At 66.0% G+C, this 16,417-nt stretch carries 17 protein-coding genes; 12 read left to right on the top strand and 5 right to left on the bottom strand.

The window, feature by feature from the left end; all coding sequences use genetic code 11:
* The first annotated feature begins 197 nt into the window (after window positions 1-197).
* The 4 genes from WC729_RS28750 to WC729_RS28735 all read left to right on the top strand — a co-directional run bounded on the left by WC729_RS28750 (window position 198) and on the right by WC729_RS28735 (window position 6,175).
* Entirely contained in the window at window positions 198-2,492 is a 2,295-nt protein-coding gene (locus WC729_RS28750) for a TonB-dependent receptor (RefSeq protein WP_372858188.1), read from the top strand.
* 128 nt (window positions 2,493-2,620) lie between these two features.
* Entirely contained in the window at window positions 2,621-3,796 is a 1,176-nt protein-coding gene (gene uxuA, locus WC729_RS28745; RefSeq protein WP_372858187.1) for a mannonate dehydratase, read from the top strand.
* Window positions 3,797-3,818: 22 nt separating this feature from the next.
* Window positions 3,819-5,729, top strand: coding sequence for a glycoside hydrolase family 2 protein (locus WC729_RS28740; RefSeq protein ID WP_372858185.1), 1,911 nt, complete (start codon window positions 3,819-3,821; stop codon window positions 5,727-5,729).
* Window positions 5,730-5,833: 104 nt separating this feature from the next.
* Window positions 5,834-6,175: a hypothetical protein gene (locus tag WC729_RS28735; protein WP_372858183.1), complete on the top strand. Its 342-nt coding sequence runs from the start codon at window positions 5,834-5,836 to the stop codon at window positions 6,173-6,175.
* Between the two features lie 6 nt (window positions 6,176-6,181).
* Here WC729_RS28735 and WC729_RS28730 read toward each other — a convergent pair whose 3' ends face one another.
* On the bottom strand, window positions 6,182-6,916 hold the full coding sequence (locus WC729_RS28730; RefSeq protein ID WP_372858182.1) for a helix-turn-helix domain-containing protein: 735 nt from the start codon (window positions 6,914-6,916) through the stop codon (window positions 6,182-6,184).
* Between the two features lie 156 nt (window positions 6,917-7,072).
* Here WC729_RS28730 and WC729_RS28725 point away from each other — a divergent pair, with 156 nt between their 5' ends.
* The 3 genes from WC729_RS28725 (at window position 7,073) to WC729_RS28715 (ending at window position 8,873) form a co-directional block, all read left to right on the top strand.
* Window positions 7,073-7,639: an ABATE domain-containing protein gene (locus WC729_RS28725; RefSeq protein ID WP_372858179.1), complete on the top strand. Its 567-nt coding sequence runs from the start codon at window positions 7,073-7,075 to the stop codon at window positions 7,637-7,639.
* 77 nt (window positions 7,640-7,716) lie between these two features.
* Window positions 7,717-7,878 carry a hypothetical protein gene (locus WC729_RS28720; protein WP_372858178.1) on the top strand — a complete coding sequence of 54 codons (162 nt, stop codon included), beginning with the start codon at window positions 7,717-7,719 and terminating at the stop codon, window positions 7,876-7,878.
* The gene (locus WC729_RS28715; RefSeq protein WP_372858176.1) at window positions 7,875-8,873 is read left to right on the top strand and encodes a hypothetical protein; all 999 of its coding nucleotides are present in this window, start codon (window positions 7,875-7,877) and stop codon (window positions 8,871-8,873) included. The genes WC729_RS28720 and WC729_RS28715 overlap by 4 nt, the downstream gene beginning before the upstream one ends.
* Window positions 8,874-8,916: 43 nt before the next feature.
* Here the strand turns inward: WC729_RS28715 and WC729_RS28710 are convergent, their stop codons facing one another.
* From WC729_RS28710 to WC729_RS28700, 3 genes are read right to left on the bottom strand one after another with little or no spacing between them, the layout of a single operon-like run.
* On the bottom strand, window positions 8,917-9,888 hold the full coding sequence (locus WC729_RS28710; protein ID WP_372858175.1) for a phosphatase PAP2 family protein: 972 nt from the start codon (window positions 9,886-9,888) through the stop codon (window positions 8,917-8,919).
* A gap of 21 nt (window positions 9,889-9,909) precedes the next feature.
* On the bottom strand, window positions 9,910-10,281 hold the full coding sequence (locus tag WC729_RS28705) for an iron chaperone (RefSeq protein ID WP_372858173.1): 372 nt from the start codon (window positions 10,279-10,281) through the stop codon (window positions 9,910-9,912).
* 11 nt (window positions 10,282-10,292) lie between these two features.
* Window positions 10,293-10,703 (bottom strand): DoxX family protein, encoded by a 411-nt coding sequence (locus tag WC729_RS28700; RefSeq protein WP_372858172.1) that lies wholly within the window; start codon window positions 10,701-10,703, stop codon window positions 10,293-10,295.
* Window positions 10,704-10,859: 156 nt separating this feature from the next.
* Here WC729_RS28700 and WC729_RS28695 point away from each other — a divergent pair, with 156 nt between their 5' ends.
* The 4 genes from WC729_RS28695 (at window position 10,860) to WC729_RS28680 (ending at window position 15,075) form a co-directional block, all read left to right on the top strand.
* Window positions 10,860-12,923, top strand: coding sequence for an alkaline phosphatase (locus WC729_RS28695; protein ID WP_372858170.1), 2,064 nt, complete (start codon window positions 10,860-10,862; stop codon window positions 12,921-12,923).
* Window positions 12,924-12,948: 25 nt separating this feature from the next.
* Entirely contained in the window at window positions 12,949-13,284 is a 336-nt protein-coding gene (locus tag WC729_RS28690; RefSeq protein WP_372858168.1) for a hypothetical protein, read from the top strand.
* A 103-nt stretch (window positions 13,285-13,387) separates the two neighbouring features.
* Window positions 13,388-14,626, top strand: coding sequence for a hypothetical protein (locus WC729_RS28685; RefSeq protein ID WP_372858167.1), 1,239 nt, complete (start codon window positions 13,388-13,390; stop codon window positions 14,624-14,626).
* The gene (locus tag WC729_RS28680; protein ID WP_372858166.1) at window positions 14,623-15,075 is read left to right on the top strand and encodes a RidA family protein; all 453 of its coding nucleotides are present in this window, start codon (window positions 14,623-14,625) and stop codon (window positions 15,073-15,075) included. Before WC729_RS28685 ends, WC729_RS28680 begins: the two co-directional genes overlap by 4 nt.
* A gap of 25 nt (window positions 15,076-15,100) precedes the next feature.
* Here the strand turns inward: WC729_RS28680 and WC729_RS28675 are convergent, their stop codons facing one another.
* Window positions 15,101-15,715 carry a helix-turn-helix domain-containing protein gene (locus WC729_RS28675; protein WP_372858165.1) on the bottom strand — a complete coding sequence of 205 codons (615 nt, stop codon included), beginning with the start codon at window positions 15,713-15,715 and terminating at the stop codon, window positions 15,101-15,103.
* A 255-nt stretch (window positions 15,716-15,970) separates the two neighbouring features.
* On the opposite strand from WC729_RS28675, the gene WC729_RS28670 reads away from it, so the two are divergent.
* Window positions 15,971-16,324 (top strand): hypothetical protein, encoded by a 354-nt coding sequence (locus WC729_RS28670; RefSeq protein ID WP_372858164.1) that lies wholly within the window; start codon window positions 15,971-15,973, stop codon window positions 16,322-16,324.
* Window positions 16,325-16,417 lie beyond the last annotated feature (93 nt).

Here is a 16,417-nt window from a genome sequence, read left to right as displayed (position 1 = left end):
GCCGAAGGCGGGGCGATTGGTCTGGTCAGTTGTTTTCTGGGCATAACGCGCTCAACGCCTAGCACCGGTGTGGCAACGCTGCAACATGATGGTAGTCCGCTGAGCGTGACCGCTTGTATGTGGTAAGACCATTTGCTAGTCACACGTCAGACAGGTTTGCGGGCGATAGATCCGCGGCTGGGACGAGGGGACAAAAAATGATCAACTATCGGAATTCCGTTTGCCGCGCCGCGCTGATCGCGTCGCTCGCGTTGGGCGCGACGCCCGCCTTCGCGAAGGACAGGGCGGCCGACCCGGCTGCCGATCCCGCCCAGAGCGCGCCGACTGGTCCGACCAGCGAGGTACAGGCGCCCGACAACCCCGGCGACATCATCGTCACCGCGCAGAAGCGCGCGGAGAATGTCCAGCGCGTGCCGCTGGCCATTTCGGTCGTGTCGCAGGCCCAGCTCGAGGCGTCGGGCGTGCGCCAGTTCCAGGATCTCGGCAGGATCGCCCCCTCGCTGACGGTGCGTCCGGCCGAACACCCGGTCAACGCCAACGTGTCGCTGCGCGGCGTCGGCACCTTCGCCTTCGGCATCGGCGTCGAGCCGAGTGTCGCGGTGCTGGTCGACGAAGTGCCGCTCGCCTTCCAGGCGCGCGCCTTCACCGACCTGCCCGATGTCGAGCGGATCGAAGTGCTGCGCGGTCCGCAGAGCACCTTGTACGGCAAGTCCGCTTCAGCCGGCCTGATCAACATCATCACGCGCCAGCCGACCGATACCTTCCACTTCCGTGCGAATGCGCTGGCGACCACCGACAGCGAATATGGCGGCAATTTCAGTGTCTCGGGCCCGTTGACCCCGGAACTGGGCTATGTCCTGTCGGCCAGCTATTCCAACTGGGACGGCAATGTCCGCAACCTGTTCAACGGCAAGAAAGTCAACGGGCGCGAGGCGTTCAACACCCGCGCCAAGCTCCGTTGGCAACCCACCGACGACGTCACCGTCACGCTGTCGGGCAATTATCTCAACGGCAATACCAGCGTCGGCCGGCCGTTCATCCGCATGGACCCGGCCGCCCTGTTCCGCGGCATCGCGGGCCAGACCGCGGCAGTGGCAATGCCCGGGGTGACGATCAACGAAGACAATCAGAACATCAGCAACAATTACGATGCGCGCACCAAATATGAAGGCGGTGGCGGGTCGCTCCGCGCCGAAGTCGGACTGGGCGAGATGACGCTGGTATCGATCACGTCGTACGACAGGTTCCGCCTCAACGACTATCTCGACCAGGACGACACCTCGTCCACCACCCCCAGCGGCAGCAACATCCAGGTGGGCACGTTCAACTCGAAGCTGTTCACGCAGGAAATCCGCCTGCTCTCGCCCGGCGACAAGCCGTTCCGCTATACGCTGGGTGCCTATTACGCGAACGTGAAGTTCGATCGGCCTTTCCTTCGCGGCCCCGTCTTCTCGCTGGCCAACTGGTTCGCGACATCGAAGTCGGAACAGCTCGCCGCCTTCGCGCAGATCGACTGGGAGATCGTACCGCACTTGACCCTGAGCGGCGGCGGGCGCGTCCAGAACGAAAAGGTTGCCTATACCTTCAAGGACATTCTCAACGCTGCCTCCTTCAGCGGCCATGCCGAAGACACCGCGGGCACCTATCGCATCAGCGGGCGCTACGAGTTTACCCCCGACATCATGGTCTTCGCGACCTATTCGACCGGCTACAAGGGCCAGACCTACGATCTGACCACCGGCTTCAACGCGGGCCGCGCAAATGCGGGGCCGATCAGGCCGGAGACATCGCGCGACAAGGAAATCGGCGTGCGCGCGCAGTTCCTCGACCGGCGACTGACGTTCAACCTCACCCTTTTCGACACCAACTATAAGGACCTGCAGGCGCAGACGATCGAAACCATCAACGGTACCCAGAATTTCCGGCTGACCAATGTCGGCGGCCTGAATACCAAGGGTATCGAACTGGACAGCTCGGCCCGCATCGGCGACGACCTGAACCTGACGGGATCGGTGGCCTATCTCGACGCCAAATATACCTCGTTCCCGGTCGCCCAATGCTATCCGTTGCAGCAAGTCCCGGCGACGTGCCTTCCCCCGACATCGCCCACCTTCCAGAACCTGACCGGCCAGCGCGCGGTGCAGGCACCGGAGTGGAAATTCTCGGTCGGCGCCGATTACTCGCCGTCGCTGGGCAGCGATCTGCGCGGGGTGGCGCAGGCCAACTGGCAATATCAGAGCGGCGTCTATTACGTGGCGGAAGATCCGCAGACGTTTCAAAAGGCCTACAGCATCGTCAATATCGGCCTTGGTGTGCGCGCCGAGGACCACAAATGGGAAGTGGTCGCTTTCGTCAACAATCTGTTCGATCAGCAATATTTCCCGTCGCTGGTCAACAGCGCGGGCAACTTCGGCAGCAAGATGGCGACACAGGCACTGCTGCCGCGCGACTTCCGCCGCTATGGCGGGGTGCGCGTGGGCATAAACTTCTAACCGACGGGCGGCAGGCTGGGTAAAAAGGCCCTGGACCTGCCGCTCGAGTTCGACTTCGCGTCCCGGACGCAAAATGCAAGGAAGCCGGCATCGCAAGGCCTGCGATGCCGGCCAGGGAGTAGCCGCGTATGTTCATGACGCAGACGATGCGCTGGTTCGGGCCGTCCGATCCGGTTTCGCTGCGCGACATCCGCCAGGCAGGCGCGGCCGAAGTGGTGACGGCGTTGCACGAGGTCGCGAACGGCGAAGTCTGGACTCGTGAGGCGATCGCCGCGCGCAAGCACGAGATCGAGCAGGCGGGGCTGGGCTGGACCGTGGTCGAGAGCCTGCCCGTGCACGAAGAGATCAAGACCCGCGGGCCGGCCTGGGACCAGCTGGTCGATCGCTTTTGCGAGAGCCTGCGCAATCTCGCGGCCTGCGGCATCACCACCGTCACCTATAATTTCATGCCAATCCTCGACTGGACCCGGACCGATCTTGCCTGGCCGCTTCCCGACGGCGCCCTGGCGCTGCGCTTCGAGCTCGAGATGGTCGCCGCCTATGACCTCCATATCCTGCGCCGGCCCGGCGCCGACGCCTCCTACACGCCCGCGATGGTCGAGGCCGCGACGCGGCGCTTCCACGCGATGGACGAAGCGGCGCGCGACAGGCTGGAGCGGACGATCATCGCCGGGTTGCCGGGCAGCGAGGAGAGCTTCACCTCGACCGCGCTGCTCGCGGCGATCGACACCTATGCCGATGTGGACGCGGAGCGCCTGCGCGCAAACCATGTCGCCTTCCTCGCCGCGGTCTGCCCGGTCGCGGACGAACTCGCGATACAGCTGGTCGTCCATCCGGACGATCCGCCCTTCCCCATCTTCGGCCTGCCCCGCGTCGTAAGCACCGAGGCCGACGTCGCGGCGCTGTTCGCGCGCGTCCCCAACCCGTCCAACGGCCTGTGCTTCTGCGCCGGATCGTTCGGCGTGCGGGCCGACAACGACTTGCCCGGCATGGTCGATCGGCTGGGCGACCGGATCGGCTTCCTGCACCTGCGCTCCGTGCAGCGCGAGCCGGGCGGCGCCTTCCACGAAGCAGCGCATCTCGAGGGCGATGCCGGGATGACGGAGATCGTGGCGGCAGTCCACCGGCTGCAGCAACGGACCGGCCGCTCGATTCCGATGCGCCCCGACCATGGCCATCAGATGCTCGACGACCTGACCAAAGCGACCAATCCCGGCTATTCGCTGCTCGGCCGCATGCGCGGGCTGGCGGAACTGCGCGGGCTCGAACGCGGGATCGCGCACGCGACGCCCGGGATATCATAAAGAACGGCAACGGGAGACGGATGTGCTTAAGGGAATGAAGGCAGCATGGCTCATCGCCGCCGCCGCGTTGTGGGCAGCTCCCGCTACCGCGCAAAGGCCCAGCCCGGAAGCCGCCCCCGCCCTGCCCAAGGCGACGGCGCAGACCGGGCCGTTGCTGGTCTCGGCCGACATGCGCCAGGGGACCGACCTGTCCGGCGCATGGCATTATTCGATCGATCCCTACCGCTCCGGCCTTGCCGGGTTTCACGGCGAAACGCCCGACAAGGGCCAGCAGCGCTACCGCGATGTCGATGTGCGCAAGGAAATGGCCCAGGACAGCCGCGTCCTCTACGAGTTCGACCTTGCCCATTCGCCGGTCACCACCCTGCCCTCGTCCTGGCTGACCGAGGCCCCTGAGCTTCGTTATTATCAGGGGCTGATGTGGTATCAGCGCACGTTCCCGGTGCCGGTACAGCGCAAGGGGCGCTCCTTCCTGCGCTTCGGCGCCGCCAATTACACGACCGTCGTCTATCTCAACGGTCAGCCGGTCGGTCGGCATGAGGGCGGCTTCACGCCCTTCGCCTTCGAAGTCACCCGCCTGCTGCGCGACGGCAACAATCAGATCACCGTCGGTGTCGATTCGCAGGCGACCGAGGCCACCGTGCCCCCACCCGTCACCGACTGGGAGAATTATGGCGGGATCACCCGTCCGGTTCGGCTGATCTCGACCCCCGACACCTATGTCGACGACGCCTGGGTCCGCCTGACGCGCGACGGGCGGATGGCAGTCGACGTGCATCTCGACGGGCCGCAGGCCGCCAATCGTGCGGTCCGGCTGCGCATCGCCGAGCTCGGCCTCGACCAGGCCGGCACCACCGACGCCGCGGGCAACTGGCGCGCGACCATGGCGGCACCGCGCGCGCTGGTCCGCTGGTCGCCCGAGCGCCCCAAACTCTATGACGTGACGATCGCGAGCGGCGACGACCAGTGGCGCGACCGCATCGGCTTCCGCACGATCGAAGTGCGGGGACCGGACATCCTGCTCAACGGCAAGCCGATCTTCCTGCGCGGCATCTCGCTGCACGAAGAGGAGCTGGGCAGCGAGCCGACGCGCGCGATCAGTCCAGCGGCGGCGCGCGCCCTGCTCGGCGAGATCAAGGACGGTCTGCACGGCAATTTCGTGCGCCTGGCGCACTACCCGCATTCCGAAATGATGACGCGCACCGCCGACGAGCTCGGCCTGCTCGTGTGGAGCGAAGTGCCGGTCTATTGGCTGGTCGCCTGGTCCAATCCCGACACGCTGGCGACGGCGCGCAACATGCTGGCCGAGAATATCCTGCGCGATCGCAACCGCGCCTCGATCGCGATCTGGAGCGTCGCCAACGAGACGCCCGTCAGCGATGCGCGCAACACCTTCCTGCGCACGCTGGTCAGCGATGTCCGCCGCCTCGACGATTCGAGGCTGGTCAGCGCCGCGCTGCTGGTCGAGCGTTCGAAAGACGCGAAGACTCCGACGATGACCCTGGCCGATCCGCTCGCTGATGTCCTGGATGTGCTGGCGATCAACACCTATAATGGCTGGTATACCAACGACCGGCTGACCGACCTGCCCGGCAGCGTCTGGAAGGTGCCCGCCGACAAGCCGCTGGTCTTCTCCGAATTCGGCGCTGACGCCCGGGCGGGGTTCCACGACCTGACCGGCCCGCAGAAATTCTCCGAGGAATATCAGGCGGATTATTACCGTGCGACGCTCAAGATGGCAGATTCGGTGCCGACCTTGCGCGGCATGTCGCCCTGGATTCTCAAGGACTTCCGCTCGCCGCGCCGGCAGAACCCCGATTTCCAGCAAGGCTGGAACCGCAAGGGGCTCATCTCGGAAACGGGACAGCGCAAGCAGGCGTTCGACGTGCTCGCCAACTATTACACGGGCAGAGCCGGGGCGGCGAACCGGTGACCTGACGCCCCGTCCTGGACGCGCGGGGCCAATCGTCACATCGTTTCAAGACGCGATTGCCGTTGGGTGCGATCGATCGCCGAAGATCAACGGCGAGGTGAAGCATGACGATAGTGACCACGATCGACGTGCACGGGATGACGGCGGCGGAATATGCCAGGGTAATGAATCGCCTCGGGGTGGAAGAAGATCCGGCGCCCGGCATCTATCTCCACCTGACGGCCCAGACCGATTTCGGGTACCGGGTCGTCGAGATCTGGGATTCGGAAGCCGGTTTCGACGCCTTCCTGGCCGACCGCCTGGCGCCCGCCGCAGAAGCGGAAGGCATCACGCGCGAGATGCAGATCAAGATCGAGCCGCTGCACAATTTCTTCGCGCCGCGCATCGCCGAGTTGCCGGGATTGATCCCCTCGCTCCCGGGTGGTCCGGTCAAGCGGAAGCCCTAGCCGCGATCAGGCGTCGAACGGACACCGGTGCTCGCATCCCGGTTCGCCGGAGACAGGAAGCCGCCGACGCCATGCATCGGGCGGCGCGCCCGTGAGGGTGTGGATGGCGCGCGTCATATGGGATTGATCGGCAAAGCCGGTATCCGCAGCGATTCCGGCGAGTGAGTCCCTTCCCCCAATCACCCTGAGCCAGGCTCTCCGCGCACGCAATTCGCACGCGAAGGACGTTGGCGAAACGCCGAACGTCCGATGGAAGCCGCGCGCGACGGACTCGCGCGCCAGTCCGTGGCGCATCGACCATTCGGCGATTTCCACCGGCCCCTTGCGCAATTCACCGGCGAGCAGGTCGGGCCAGTCCCAGATCGGCGGCGATTCGGGGGCCGCGCTGCCGATCAGGTCTGCAAGCAGCGCCGACGATTGCCACGGATCCCGCCAGGCTTCGCGAACGACCGCATCGAGCCCCGATACACGGTGGACGCCGCCAAGCCCGGGCTCGAATTGCCAAGGCAAATGGAGCACCCGCGCCGCGCGATCCGGGAATGTCCGACTGTGATGGCGATCGAGCGTCGGCTGGATCAGGATATCGCCAGGCTCGAGCCGGAAGCGGCCCGCATAGCCGGTCTGGAGAAAGCCTGTCTCCAGCACGACGCTTGCATGCGCCCGGAAATGCCGGTGCCGCGCCCGCGCCGTGCCCACCTGATAGCGTTCGACGCCCCGCGGCCAGCGCAACGACGCGCGCACTGCCCCATAGTCATCGCCCCGATATGGCGGAGCGCAGGCCTCGCCCGTACGGAATGGATAGGGTGATGCGTACATATAACCCCTTTATTTGCCGTATAGAGGTTATATAGCAACTGCGCGGCATGCAAGGACGCCACACCGGATCTGGAGAAGCCTTTGTCGGATTTCGATTTTCTGGCGGGTCACGTCGCGCTCGACTTCGTCAACACCGTCGCGAATCGCCTGGACTCGGCGAAGACGGGCGACCTGCTGCGCACGCCGACCGACCTGACGGCGTGGTTCGCCGCGGCGGGATCAGGCGCGGTCGAAGGGCTGACCGAGCCGGATCTCAACCGTGCCCGCGATCTCCGCGAGCACCTCCACAAGCTGTTCCTTGCCTTCGCGTGCGGGGAACCGCCCGCTGCGGCGTCACTCGCCGTCGTCGACCGCTGCTGGCGCGCGGGCGGGAGCGCGCGGCGGCTCGTCGTCGAGGACGGGCGCGTGGGCCTGTCCTGGGCCGATTCCGCAGGAGCGCTCGAGCGCGGCCTGGCGCCTATCCTGTCTGCCGCCGTCGAGTTGCTCATGTCGGACCGGGTGGCATCGATCCGGCAATGCGAAGGCGTGGGATGCGGCTGGCTGTTCCTCAACCGCTCACGTGGCAACAGCCCGCGGCGCTGGTGCAGCATGAGCGACTGCGGCAATCGCGCCAAGGCGGGGCGCCACTATGCGCGCGTGCGTATATGACATCGCGCCAGCCGAGCACCCGTCACCTGCGTTCAAGACCGGCCGGGAATTAGAGAGCAAGCAGCGGATAGCCGTGCATGCGGCTTTCCTGGTTCAGTGCCAGACCTGATCACTTCGGAAAAGGCACCGGACTTTTGCTGACGCTCATCGACGATCTGCACCCACATGGAGGGGAGGTTCGCGAAACGGCGGACCCGCAGCGCCCCCGCCTGCTTCTTCCGCTGGAAGATTTGACGTGAATCGCGCCCGAGACTGCCGAGCCGAGGCCCCGCTCTTCCCGACGCTGCTCCTGGCCGGGGCGATCGCGTCCTCCTGGCCGCTGGCCGCAACGGCGCAATCGGGCGATGCCGCTGAAACCGCGCCTCCTCAAGCCTCGACAGCGGACGAGGCATGGTTCACCGGGCCGATGCTGGCAAACTCTGCCAGCACCCTGCCGCGCGGTCATTTCCTGATCGAGCCGTATCTCTATGATGTCGCGGTGTCCGGACATCACAGCGTCGGGTCGCTGATCTATATCCTCTATGGCGTTTCCGACGACCTGACCCTGGGCGCGAAACCATCCTTCACGCTTGTCGAGGGTGGTCGCGGCCGGGAAAAGTACGTTGCCATGGGCGACCTGTCTCTTCAGGCCCAATATCAGCTACGCTCGGCACGTCTCCGAAACTGGTCGCCCGCACTGTCGATCTCGCTCGAGCAGAGCCTCCCCACCGCCAGATACGATCGACTGGGCGAACGACCCGCCGCCGGGATCGGCAGCGGGTCGTTCGGCACGACGGTCGCCCTGTACGCGCAGGCCGCCGGGCACCTTGCCAACGGCCATATCATGCGCGCCAGGCTCAATCTCTCCGGCACCGTCCGGACAGCGCCCCGCGTTCGCGGCGTCAGCGTTTACGGCACTGACTCGGGCTTTCGCGGCAGGGCCGAGGGCGGCCACGCGGCTCATATCGGCATCGCCGTCGAATACAGCGTGACGCGGCGCTGGGCCCTCGCATTCGATACGATCGCCGATTGGCGGAGTGCGACGATTGTCGCCGGCACCGCTCCCGACAGCAACGGCTCGCTGGTCGCGACGGCCTATCGCTTGCGGTCGGGCTGGCGCCACGGCGTTGCACCCGGCATCGAATATAGCTGGACGCCCGCCATCGGTGTGCTGGTCGCGACACGATTTGTGGCGGCGGGGCCGACGGGGCCTGCGTCGATCACGCCGGCCGTTGCGCTGAACATGGTCTTCTAGGCTGCTTTGGATGGCCCGGCGCAGGGCAGGACGAATACCTCATTTAGTCCTGCGCTGTCCGAAGAGTCGTTGCCAGTCTCAGCCGGGTGAAAATCCAGGGCGAGACGAATAGGCTGACGACCCCGACAAGGATGTAGCGGAGATATTGCAGCATATAGCCGCCAAGCGAATAGTCGTCCGCCATACCGTTGAACGCCCAGCCGAGACCTTCGAGTACTGCCACGCTCAAGGCAACCGAGAGAAGATATCGGAGGCCTTTCAACAGCACGGAACCGCTACGAGGGTCGAACTGCACGAAGCGCAGTTCCAACGGCCAGGCGATCACGACACCCGTCGCGATCCCGGCATAGCCGAGAAAGGCGCGTGGCTGGCCGTCGATCCGCCCGCCATTGACTGCAATCGTCAGCAGCCAGAAGACGAGGCTCCCGGCCAGGGCGATCGCGACTTGCCGCCCGTAGGGGATTCGGTTCCATCTTGCGGCGACCCGCTCCCCATAGCGCAGCGCCGTCAGCCCGACGCCGAGACCTATCGCCCACCCGAGGAGGATATCCTCCACATAATGGACTCCGAGATACGGCCGCGAGGCGCCCGTCGCCAGAATGGCCACCACGGCCAGGATATAGATGGCGCGACGTCGAAGGCAGCCGCCCAGGAAGATATAGAAGGAAGCCGCCCCCATCGCGTGGCCGGACGGCGTCGACCATTCGGTGGCGAGGTCGCGTGCGTTGTCGAGCGGCACCGCCCATTTTTGCAGATAGTCCCCCTCGACGATGAACGGGCGGGGATTCTTGATGATGATCTTGAGAAGGTGGTTGAAGCCCATGGTCAGCGATATCAGAAGCGCCAGCCGCACCGCGAGCCGCTTGTCGAAGGCCACATAGATCAGCGTTGTGATCAGGAGATAGCCACGCACCTCGCCCATGTTGCTGGCGAACAGGAAGAACTCCGTCAGCGGTGAGAATCGATGGTCCGCCAGGAACTCCATGGTCCGTATATCGAACGGCAGTTGATGCATGATCCCCCTCGATCCGCGCTGCTATCGCTTTGCCTCGTTCTCGCGGATTCTGTCCTGGACAATCGCAGTCACCAGCGCCTCGGGCAACGGCGTCTCGGGCTGGAAGCGGATCGCGCTCGGTGCCGTGTCATAGCCCTGCAGCTCCTCCTTGCGCCGCGCGATCGGACCCGGGCTCATCACGTAGAAGGCGCAATGCTTCGCGGCAGCGGAGAAGGAGACGAGGGTGCCGTGATGAAGGTAGGTCGGTGCGCCCATGCGCATGACTTCCTCGGCGTGCGGCGCCGCAGCGCGGATCGTCGCGCGAAGCGCCCGCAATGCCGGCGCCATACGTGGCGGCACGCCCGCGAGATAGGCATCGACATCCTTGATCGGGGGCTTTTTGGCGTCCGTCACAACCAGGTCCTCTAGCGGGCGATGACGGGGAAGAGAGACCGCAGCCGCGCGTCGCGTAGATAGAGCCCGCCCCAGACAAACAGCCCGAGATAGACGCCGAACAGGATGTCCGAGAACAGCGGCGCGCCGATGCGGATCTTGCTGGCGATCGCGCCGCCGAACAATCCGGTCAACAGCACGGCTCCGAGCAGGGCGGTCCGCGGATAGGCATAGAGCAGCAGGCAGGCGAGCGTGACCACACCCAGGAAGCGCGCGAAATCGACCGTGCCCGGATAGCCCAGCTCTCCCATGATCTGGAGAACCGGGTCGATCGGGATCAGCTTGATCGCGGCATCGAACGCGAGAAACAGGATCGCGAGGCCGCTCAGCGCGCGCCCCGCCCAATGTGCTGCGGATATCGTCGTCGCGTCGCTTGAGGTCATCGGGTTCAGCTCTTTTCCGGTGTGTTTCGTTGCCATGCAGGATGACGCGGTCGCATGACCGCGTCTTGAAGCCATGTGACCTGGCCTGACGCCATCACATCCCTTCAAGACCGCCGCGGTCGGGCCGGCTTATTCCGGGTGCATGGGAGCCACGGCATGCGCGACGTGAATCGACGGAAATTCCTTGAGGCCGCCGCGGCGATCGGTGCGTCGCTCGCCTGGAGCGGCGCCGCCGCAAGCAGATCGCGCACTGCCTGGCGCGAGCGGCGCGAGCTTTTCCCCGAAGGGGTCGCCTCGGGCGATCCGACCGCGGACAGCGTGCTGTTGTGGACACGCTGCCCCGGCGACGCCGCGGTGCCGCTCAGGGCCGAGATCGCCGAGGATCCCGATTTCGTCCGAGTCGTCGCGACGGCGCCCGCGATGGCGACCGCCGCGTCGGACTGGACGACGCGCGTGCTGGTCGCGGGTCTGAAGCCCGCCCGCGAATATTGGTATCGGTTCACTCGGGCCGATGGTGCCGGAAGCCGGATCGGCCGGACCCTGACCGCGCCCGCCAATGACGATCCGCGCGCCGTCCACTTCGCCTTCGTCTCGTGCCAGAATGTGAATTATGGCGCGCAGAATGCGTGGCGCCGGATGATCTTCGAGGACGAGCGCGCCGCACCCGCCGACCGGCTCGGCTTCGTGCTGCACCTCGGCGACTTCATCTACGAACTGGTCTGGTATCCCGAGGACCGGCCGAAGGGCATGTATGACCGCAGGATCACCGAGATCCTGCGCTTCGTGCGCGGCGAAAAGGTGAGCGATTTCCACGTGCCCCTGGACGTCGACGATTACCGCGCGGTCTACCGTGCCTATCTCCGCGATCCCGACATCCAGGACGCCCGCGCGCGCTGGCCGTTCGTGACGATGTGGGACAATCACGAGTTCAGCTGGATGGGGTGGCAGAGCTTTGCCAAGCTCGGCGGCAAGACCTTCCCGGCGCAGAGCCGCAAGGTCGCCGCCAACCAGGCCTGGTTCGAGTACCAGACCGCCCGCGTGCCCAAGCCCGGGGCCGACGCCACGATCTTCGATGCGCCGCAGGTCGAAAATGCCGCGATCACGGCCTTTGACGACCATGGCCTTGGCCAGGAGCCCAACAACCTGACCGCGATCGACAGCCTGCGGGCCTATCGCGCGATCCGCTGGGGCCGGCATGTCGAGCTGATCGTCACTGACGAGCACAGCTTCCGCTCGGAGGAGCCGAGCGGACGCGACGAGGCGAAACCCTTCTCGAGCGACGCCTTCCCCGAGCTGGTACCGCAGGAGGCGATGGAAATTTGGGACGCCGGCAAGGCCTGGCCTGGCGGCGCACCTGCCACAATCCGCCACGACGGCGCTGACCTTCCCAACTTCCAGCGCGAGGCGCCGCCGCAGACGGTGCTCGGGGCGCGGCAGAAAACATGGTTCCTCGACCGGCTCAAACGATCGCGGGCGACGTGGAAGATCTGGGGCAGCACGCTTGGCACACTCGACTGGCGCGCCGATCCGCAGAATCTTCCGCTCGGACTGACGCGGCCCTGGCCGGGTGCGGGCTATGCAATCTTCGGCGGCGGCGGCGATCACGGAACGGCCTGGGTCGAACGCGGCGATATCTATGATTTCGTGGCGAAGAACCGGATCACCGGTTTTGCGACCGTCGCGGGGGATCGGCACAGCTTCTGGGCCGGCTTTTCGGCCAAGGCGCTGCCGCCGGCGCGGTTCGAGCCCGTGGGCGTCGCCTTCGTGACTGGCTCGATCTCGGCGCCCGGGCTGGTCGAATCCTTCGAGTACGGCTTTCCCAAGCAACATCCCTTGCGCCCATTGTTCCTGGTCGACCGGCCGGGAAGCGAGCGGCCGGAGCCTTCGGTCAACCTGCTGCTTCGCCACGGCGTGCGCACCTGTCTCGACTATGCGGCGCATGGCGATCTCGATCGCGCAAAGGCCGTATCCAATCCGGACAATGCGCCGCATCTCCGTTTCCTCGACCTGGGCGGCCATGGCTATGCCGTCGTGCGCGCCGATGGCAAGGCGATCGAGACCACGTTCGTCTGCATTCCGCGACCGATTACCCGCAGCGCGACGCCCGACGGTGGCCCGGTGCGCTATCGCGTGATCCACCGCGCGCCGCTCTGGCGGCCTGGCGAGCCGCCGCGGCTCGAGCAGCGGTTGGTGGAGGGCGATGCCGGTCTTTCGCTATAAGCGGCGCGAGAAAAGGAGATGAGCCATGCCCGAGACCGACCTGATCCTGCGCAAATGGACCGGCGTGATCCGCACCGCCGATGAGCAAGCCTATGTCGCCTATATCGCCGAGACGGGCACCGCCGACTATGAGAGCACGCCGGGCAATCGTGGCTTCCAGATGCTGTTGCGCGCGCTGGGGAACGGCCGCACCGAAGTGACCACGCTCAGCTGGTGGGAGTCGCTCGATGCGATCCGCGGCTTTGCCGGCGAGGATATCGAGGTCGCACGCTATTATCCCGAAGACGACCAGTTCCTTCTCGAACGGCCGCATCATGTCGAGCACCACCGCGTGGTGAATCGCTCCGCGAGTATTGGCTGAGCGGGCGTCCGGCTCGGCGCGAAAGATCACACGGCTTCAAGATGCACCGGCCTTGTCGGGTTAGGCACTCGGCATGCGACTGGCCTGTCTTATCCTGCTTCTGATGCTGATACCCGTCCGGGCCGGTGCGCAAGGCGTTGTCGATCTGGGCCACGCCGAAGCGCCGCTGCACGGGCCATGGAAATTCGCGACCGGCGACGACATGCGCCGGGCCGATCCGCGCTTCGACGACAAAGGCTGGGAAACCGTCAGCCTTGCACCGGCCACAGGCGCGCACGACCCCGATGTCGGGCTTGCCGGTTATGTGCCGGGCTGGATGCTTCGGGGCCATGCCGGCTATCATGGATTTGCCTGGTACCGGCTGCGCATCCGCTGGAGCGCGCCGGCTGGCGGGCTGGTCCTGCTCGGTCCGCCGATGATCGACGATGCCTATCAGGTCTATTGGAACGGCCGCCTGATCGGGGGCGTCGGCGACTTCTCGTATGCCGTGCCCGTCGCTTACGCGGCGAAGCCGACGCTTCTTCGCGTTCCCGAAACAGGCGCCAGCGGCGAAGCGGTAGTCGCGATCCGCACCTTCCTCACACCATTGGTGCGACGTGACGGGGATGCCGGCGGAATCCACATCGCGCCGGTCCTGGCCACGCGCGAGGCAGGCGAGGCGCGCCACGTCGTGCAATGGACGAGCACGATCCTCGGCTATGTTGCCGATGCGATCGAGCCGCTGTTGCTGTTGGCCGTCGCCGGCTTCGCGCTGTTCGCGGGTCGGCTCGAGCCGGACAGGCGGTCTTCGCTCGGGTTCGCCGCCGCGCTCGCGCTGACCGCGCTGCTCCGCGCCAATCAGGTTTTCCTCTTCTGGTTCTCCGTCCTGAGCATAGAGGAGTTCACGATCGCCAAATATGCCCTGCTCCAGCCGCTGTGCCTGCTTGCCTGGGTGCTCGCATGGAACCGGTGGCCAGGGCCGCCGCGAGCGAGGCTCGACCACGCGGCGCTCGGGCTTGCCGTCGTCTGCGGGCTCGTTGCCCTTGCCGACGACTCCATGACGATCGCCCGCGCCGCCGCCCGGCTCGGTTTCGCGATCTGCTTCCTGCTCCCCGCGGTCCGTATCGCGCGCGACGGGCCGGACCGTGTGCCCGCCCTGCTCGCCCTGCTGCTGGTCGCCGTCGGACAATTCGCTGAGGAGCTCTCGGCGATCGGCCTTGTCGGCATCTGGTTCCCGTTCGGGGTCGGCGTCTCGCGCACGCAATATGCGCTTGCGCTGCTGATCCCGCTGCTCGTGCTGCTCTTCGCCCGGTGCGCCTTGCGCCGTCAGTCCCTCACCACTGCCGCAGGAGTCACCGCATGATCGACGCTCTGGCCCGCCGGGACCTTCTTGCCGGGCTTTCGCTCGCCGCCCTGTTGCCATTCCAGATCAAGGACCCCGACATGAAGCAACGCGCGATCAACCCCACTGATGCCTCCTACGCGCAGGCGGTGGAAGTGACCGATGTCCGCCGCCTTGTCTTCGTCAGCGGCCAGGTGCCCGAGGACGACAAGGACCGGGTGCCCGAAACCTTCCGGGACCAGGCGCGGCTCGCCTGGGCCAATGTCGCGGCGCAACTCAGGGAAGCGCAGATGACCGTGCGCAACATCGTGAAGATGACGATTTTCCTCTCGGACCGGAAATATCGCGGCGAGGCCTATGAAGTGCGCCACGAAGTGCTCGGCGATCATTGCCCGGCGATGACGATCATCATCTGCGGCATCTATCGCGAAGAGTGGCTGCTCGAGATCGAAGCGATCGCTGCGGCATGAGACCCTGAGCGGAGCAATGCCCCGGTCATAGCGTCACTTCGCGTGTGGCGACGCGTCGGCGCCACGCTGCGGGCGGCGCGCCGGTCAGGGCCCGTACCGCGCGGGTCATATGAGGTTGATCGGCAAAGCCGAGATCGGCAGCGACGTCCGCCAGCCGATCGTTTCCGCAAACGCTGCGGACCCAGGCCTGCCGCGCACGGAGCTCCCCGGCGAAACCCTGCGGCGAGACGCCCCAGCATCGCGAGAATCCCCTGGAAACGGTCTCGCGGCTGAGCCCGTGATCGCGCGCCCAGGAGGAGATGCCCACGGGTCCGGACCGCAGCGCGGCCGCGAGCAGGTAGGGCCAGTCATGCATGGCGATCGGCAGGGGGTCCGCGATGCCCAGCTCCTCGTCGAGCAGCGCGCTCGCCGCCTCGGGGTCGCGTTCGGCGGTGCGGATGACCAGGTCGATATTGCCAGGCCGGTATAGTCCGCCGAGCCCGGGATCCGGTTTCCATGCGAGCCGAAGCAGGTGCGGCGCCTGGCGGGGTTTCGGCCAGCTCTCGTGACGATCGAGCACCGGCTGGACGAGCACATCGCCCGGTTCGAGGCGGACGCGGCCAAGATATCCCGACTGCTTATAGCCGCCGTCGAGGATCACCGAAACATAGGCGGAAAGATGCGCGTGGCGCGGCTTGCCGACGCCGGCCTCGATGCGCTCGAACCCGGGCTTGATCTTGCGGAAAAGATGGCCGGGAAGAGTGATGGACGCGGCTCCTGTGACGGCCGATCCTAGCGCGGAATCGGCGCTCGGAGAAGGCAGTCACATCAGTTCAAGACCGCGACGCGCCGGCTGGCGCATGAAGGCCGCGCCGGCCGCTCGGCAGCGCCGCGCCCGTGATCCGAGGAGTTCGCCATGACGCTTGAACAGCAGCTTTTCGCCATCGAACGGGGCTTTTGGGACAAGGGCGAGCCGCATTTCCGCGCCTATATGGACGAGGAATGCCTGATCTCCTTTGCCGATATGGCCGGCGTCAAGAAGAACGCGGATATCGCGGCCATGGCCCATGACGCACCAACCTGGAGCGAAATCGACATCGCGCCATGCGGCTTCGTCCACCCGACTCCCGAGTTCGCGCTGATCAATTATGAGATCGGCGCAACGCGAAAGGGCGGCGACCGGCACCGCGCAATCGTCACCTCGGGCTATGTCCGTCGGGGCGACGCGTGGAAGGTGGCGTTCCATGGGCAGGCGCTGCTACCCGATTGACGGCCGCTTTCAGATTGTGGCGGGCCGTGAAATCGGGAGCCGGGGGCGTTAAGGACCTCGTTCAGCTCCCACAGACCAATGTCGTCGGTCCCG

The organism is Sphingomonas sp. (genome assembly GCF_041661825.1).
In the GTDB taxonomy this organism is placed as follows: domain Bacteria; phylum Pseudomonadota; class Alphaproteobacteria; order Sphingomonadales; family Sphingomonadaceae; genus Sphingomonas.
Note: the sequence above shows the minus strand (reverse complement) of the source record. Positions and strands in the feature narration are given on the sequence as shown.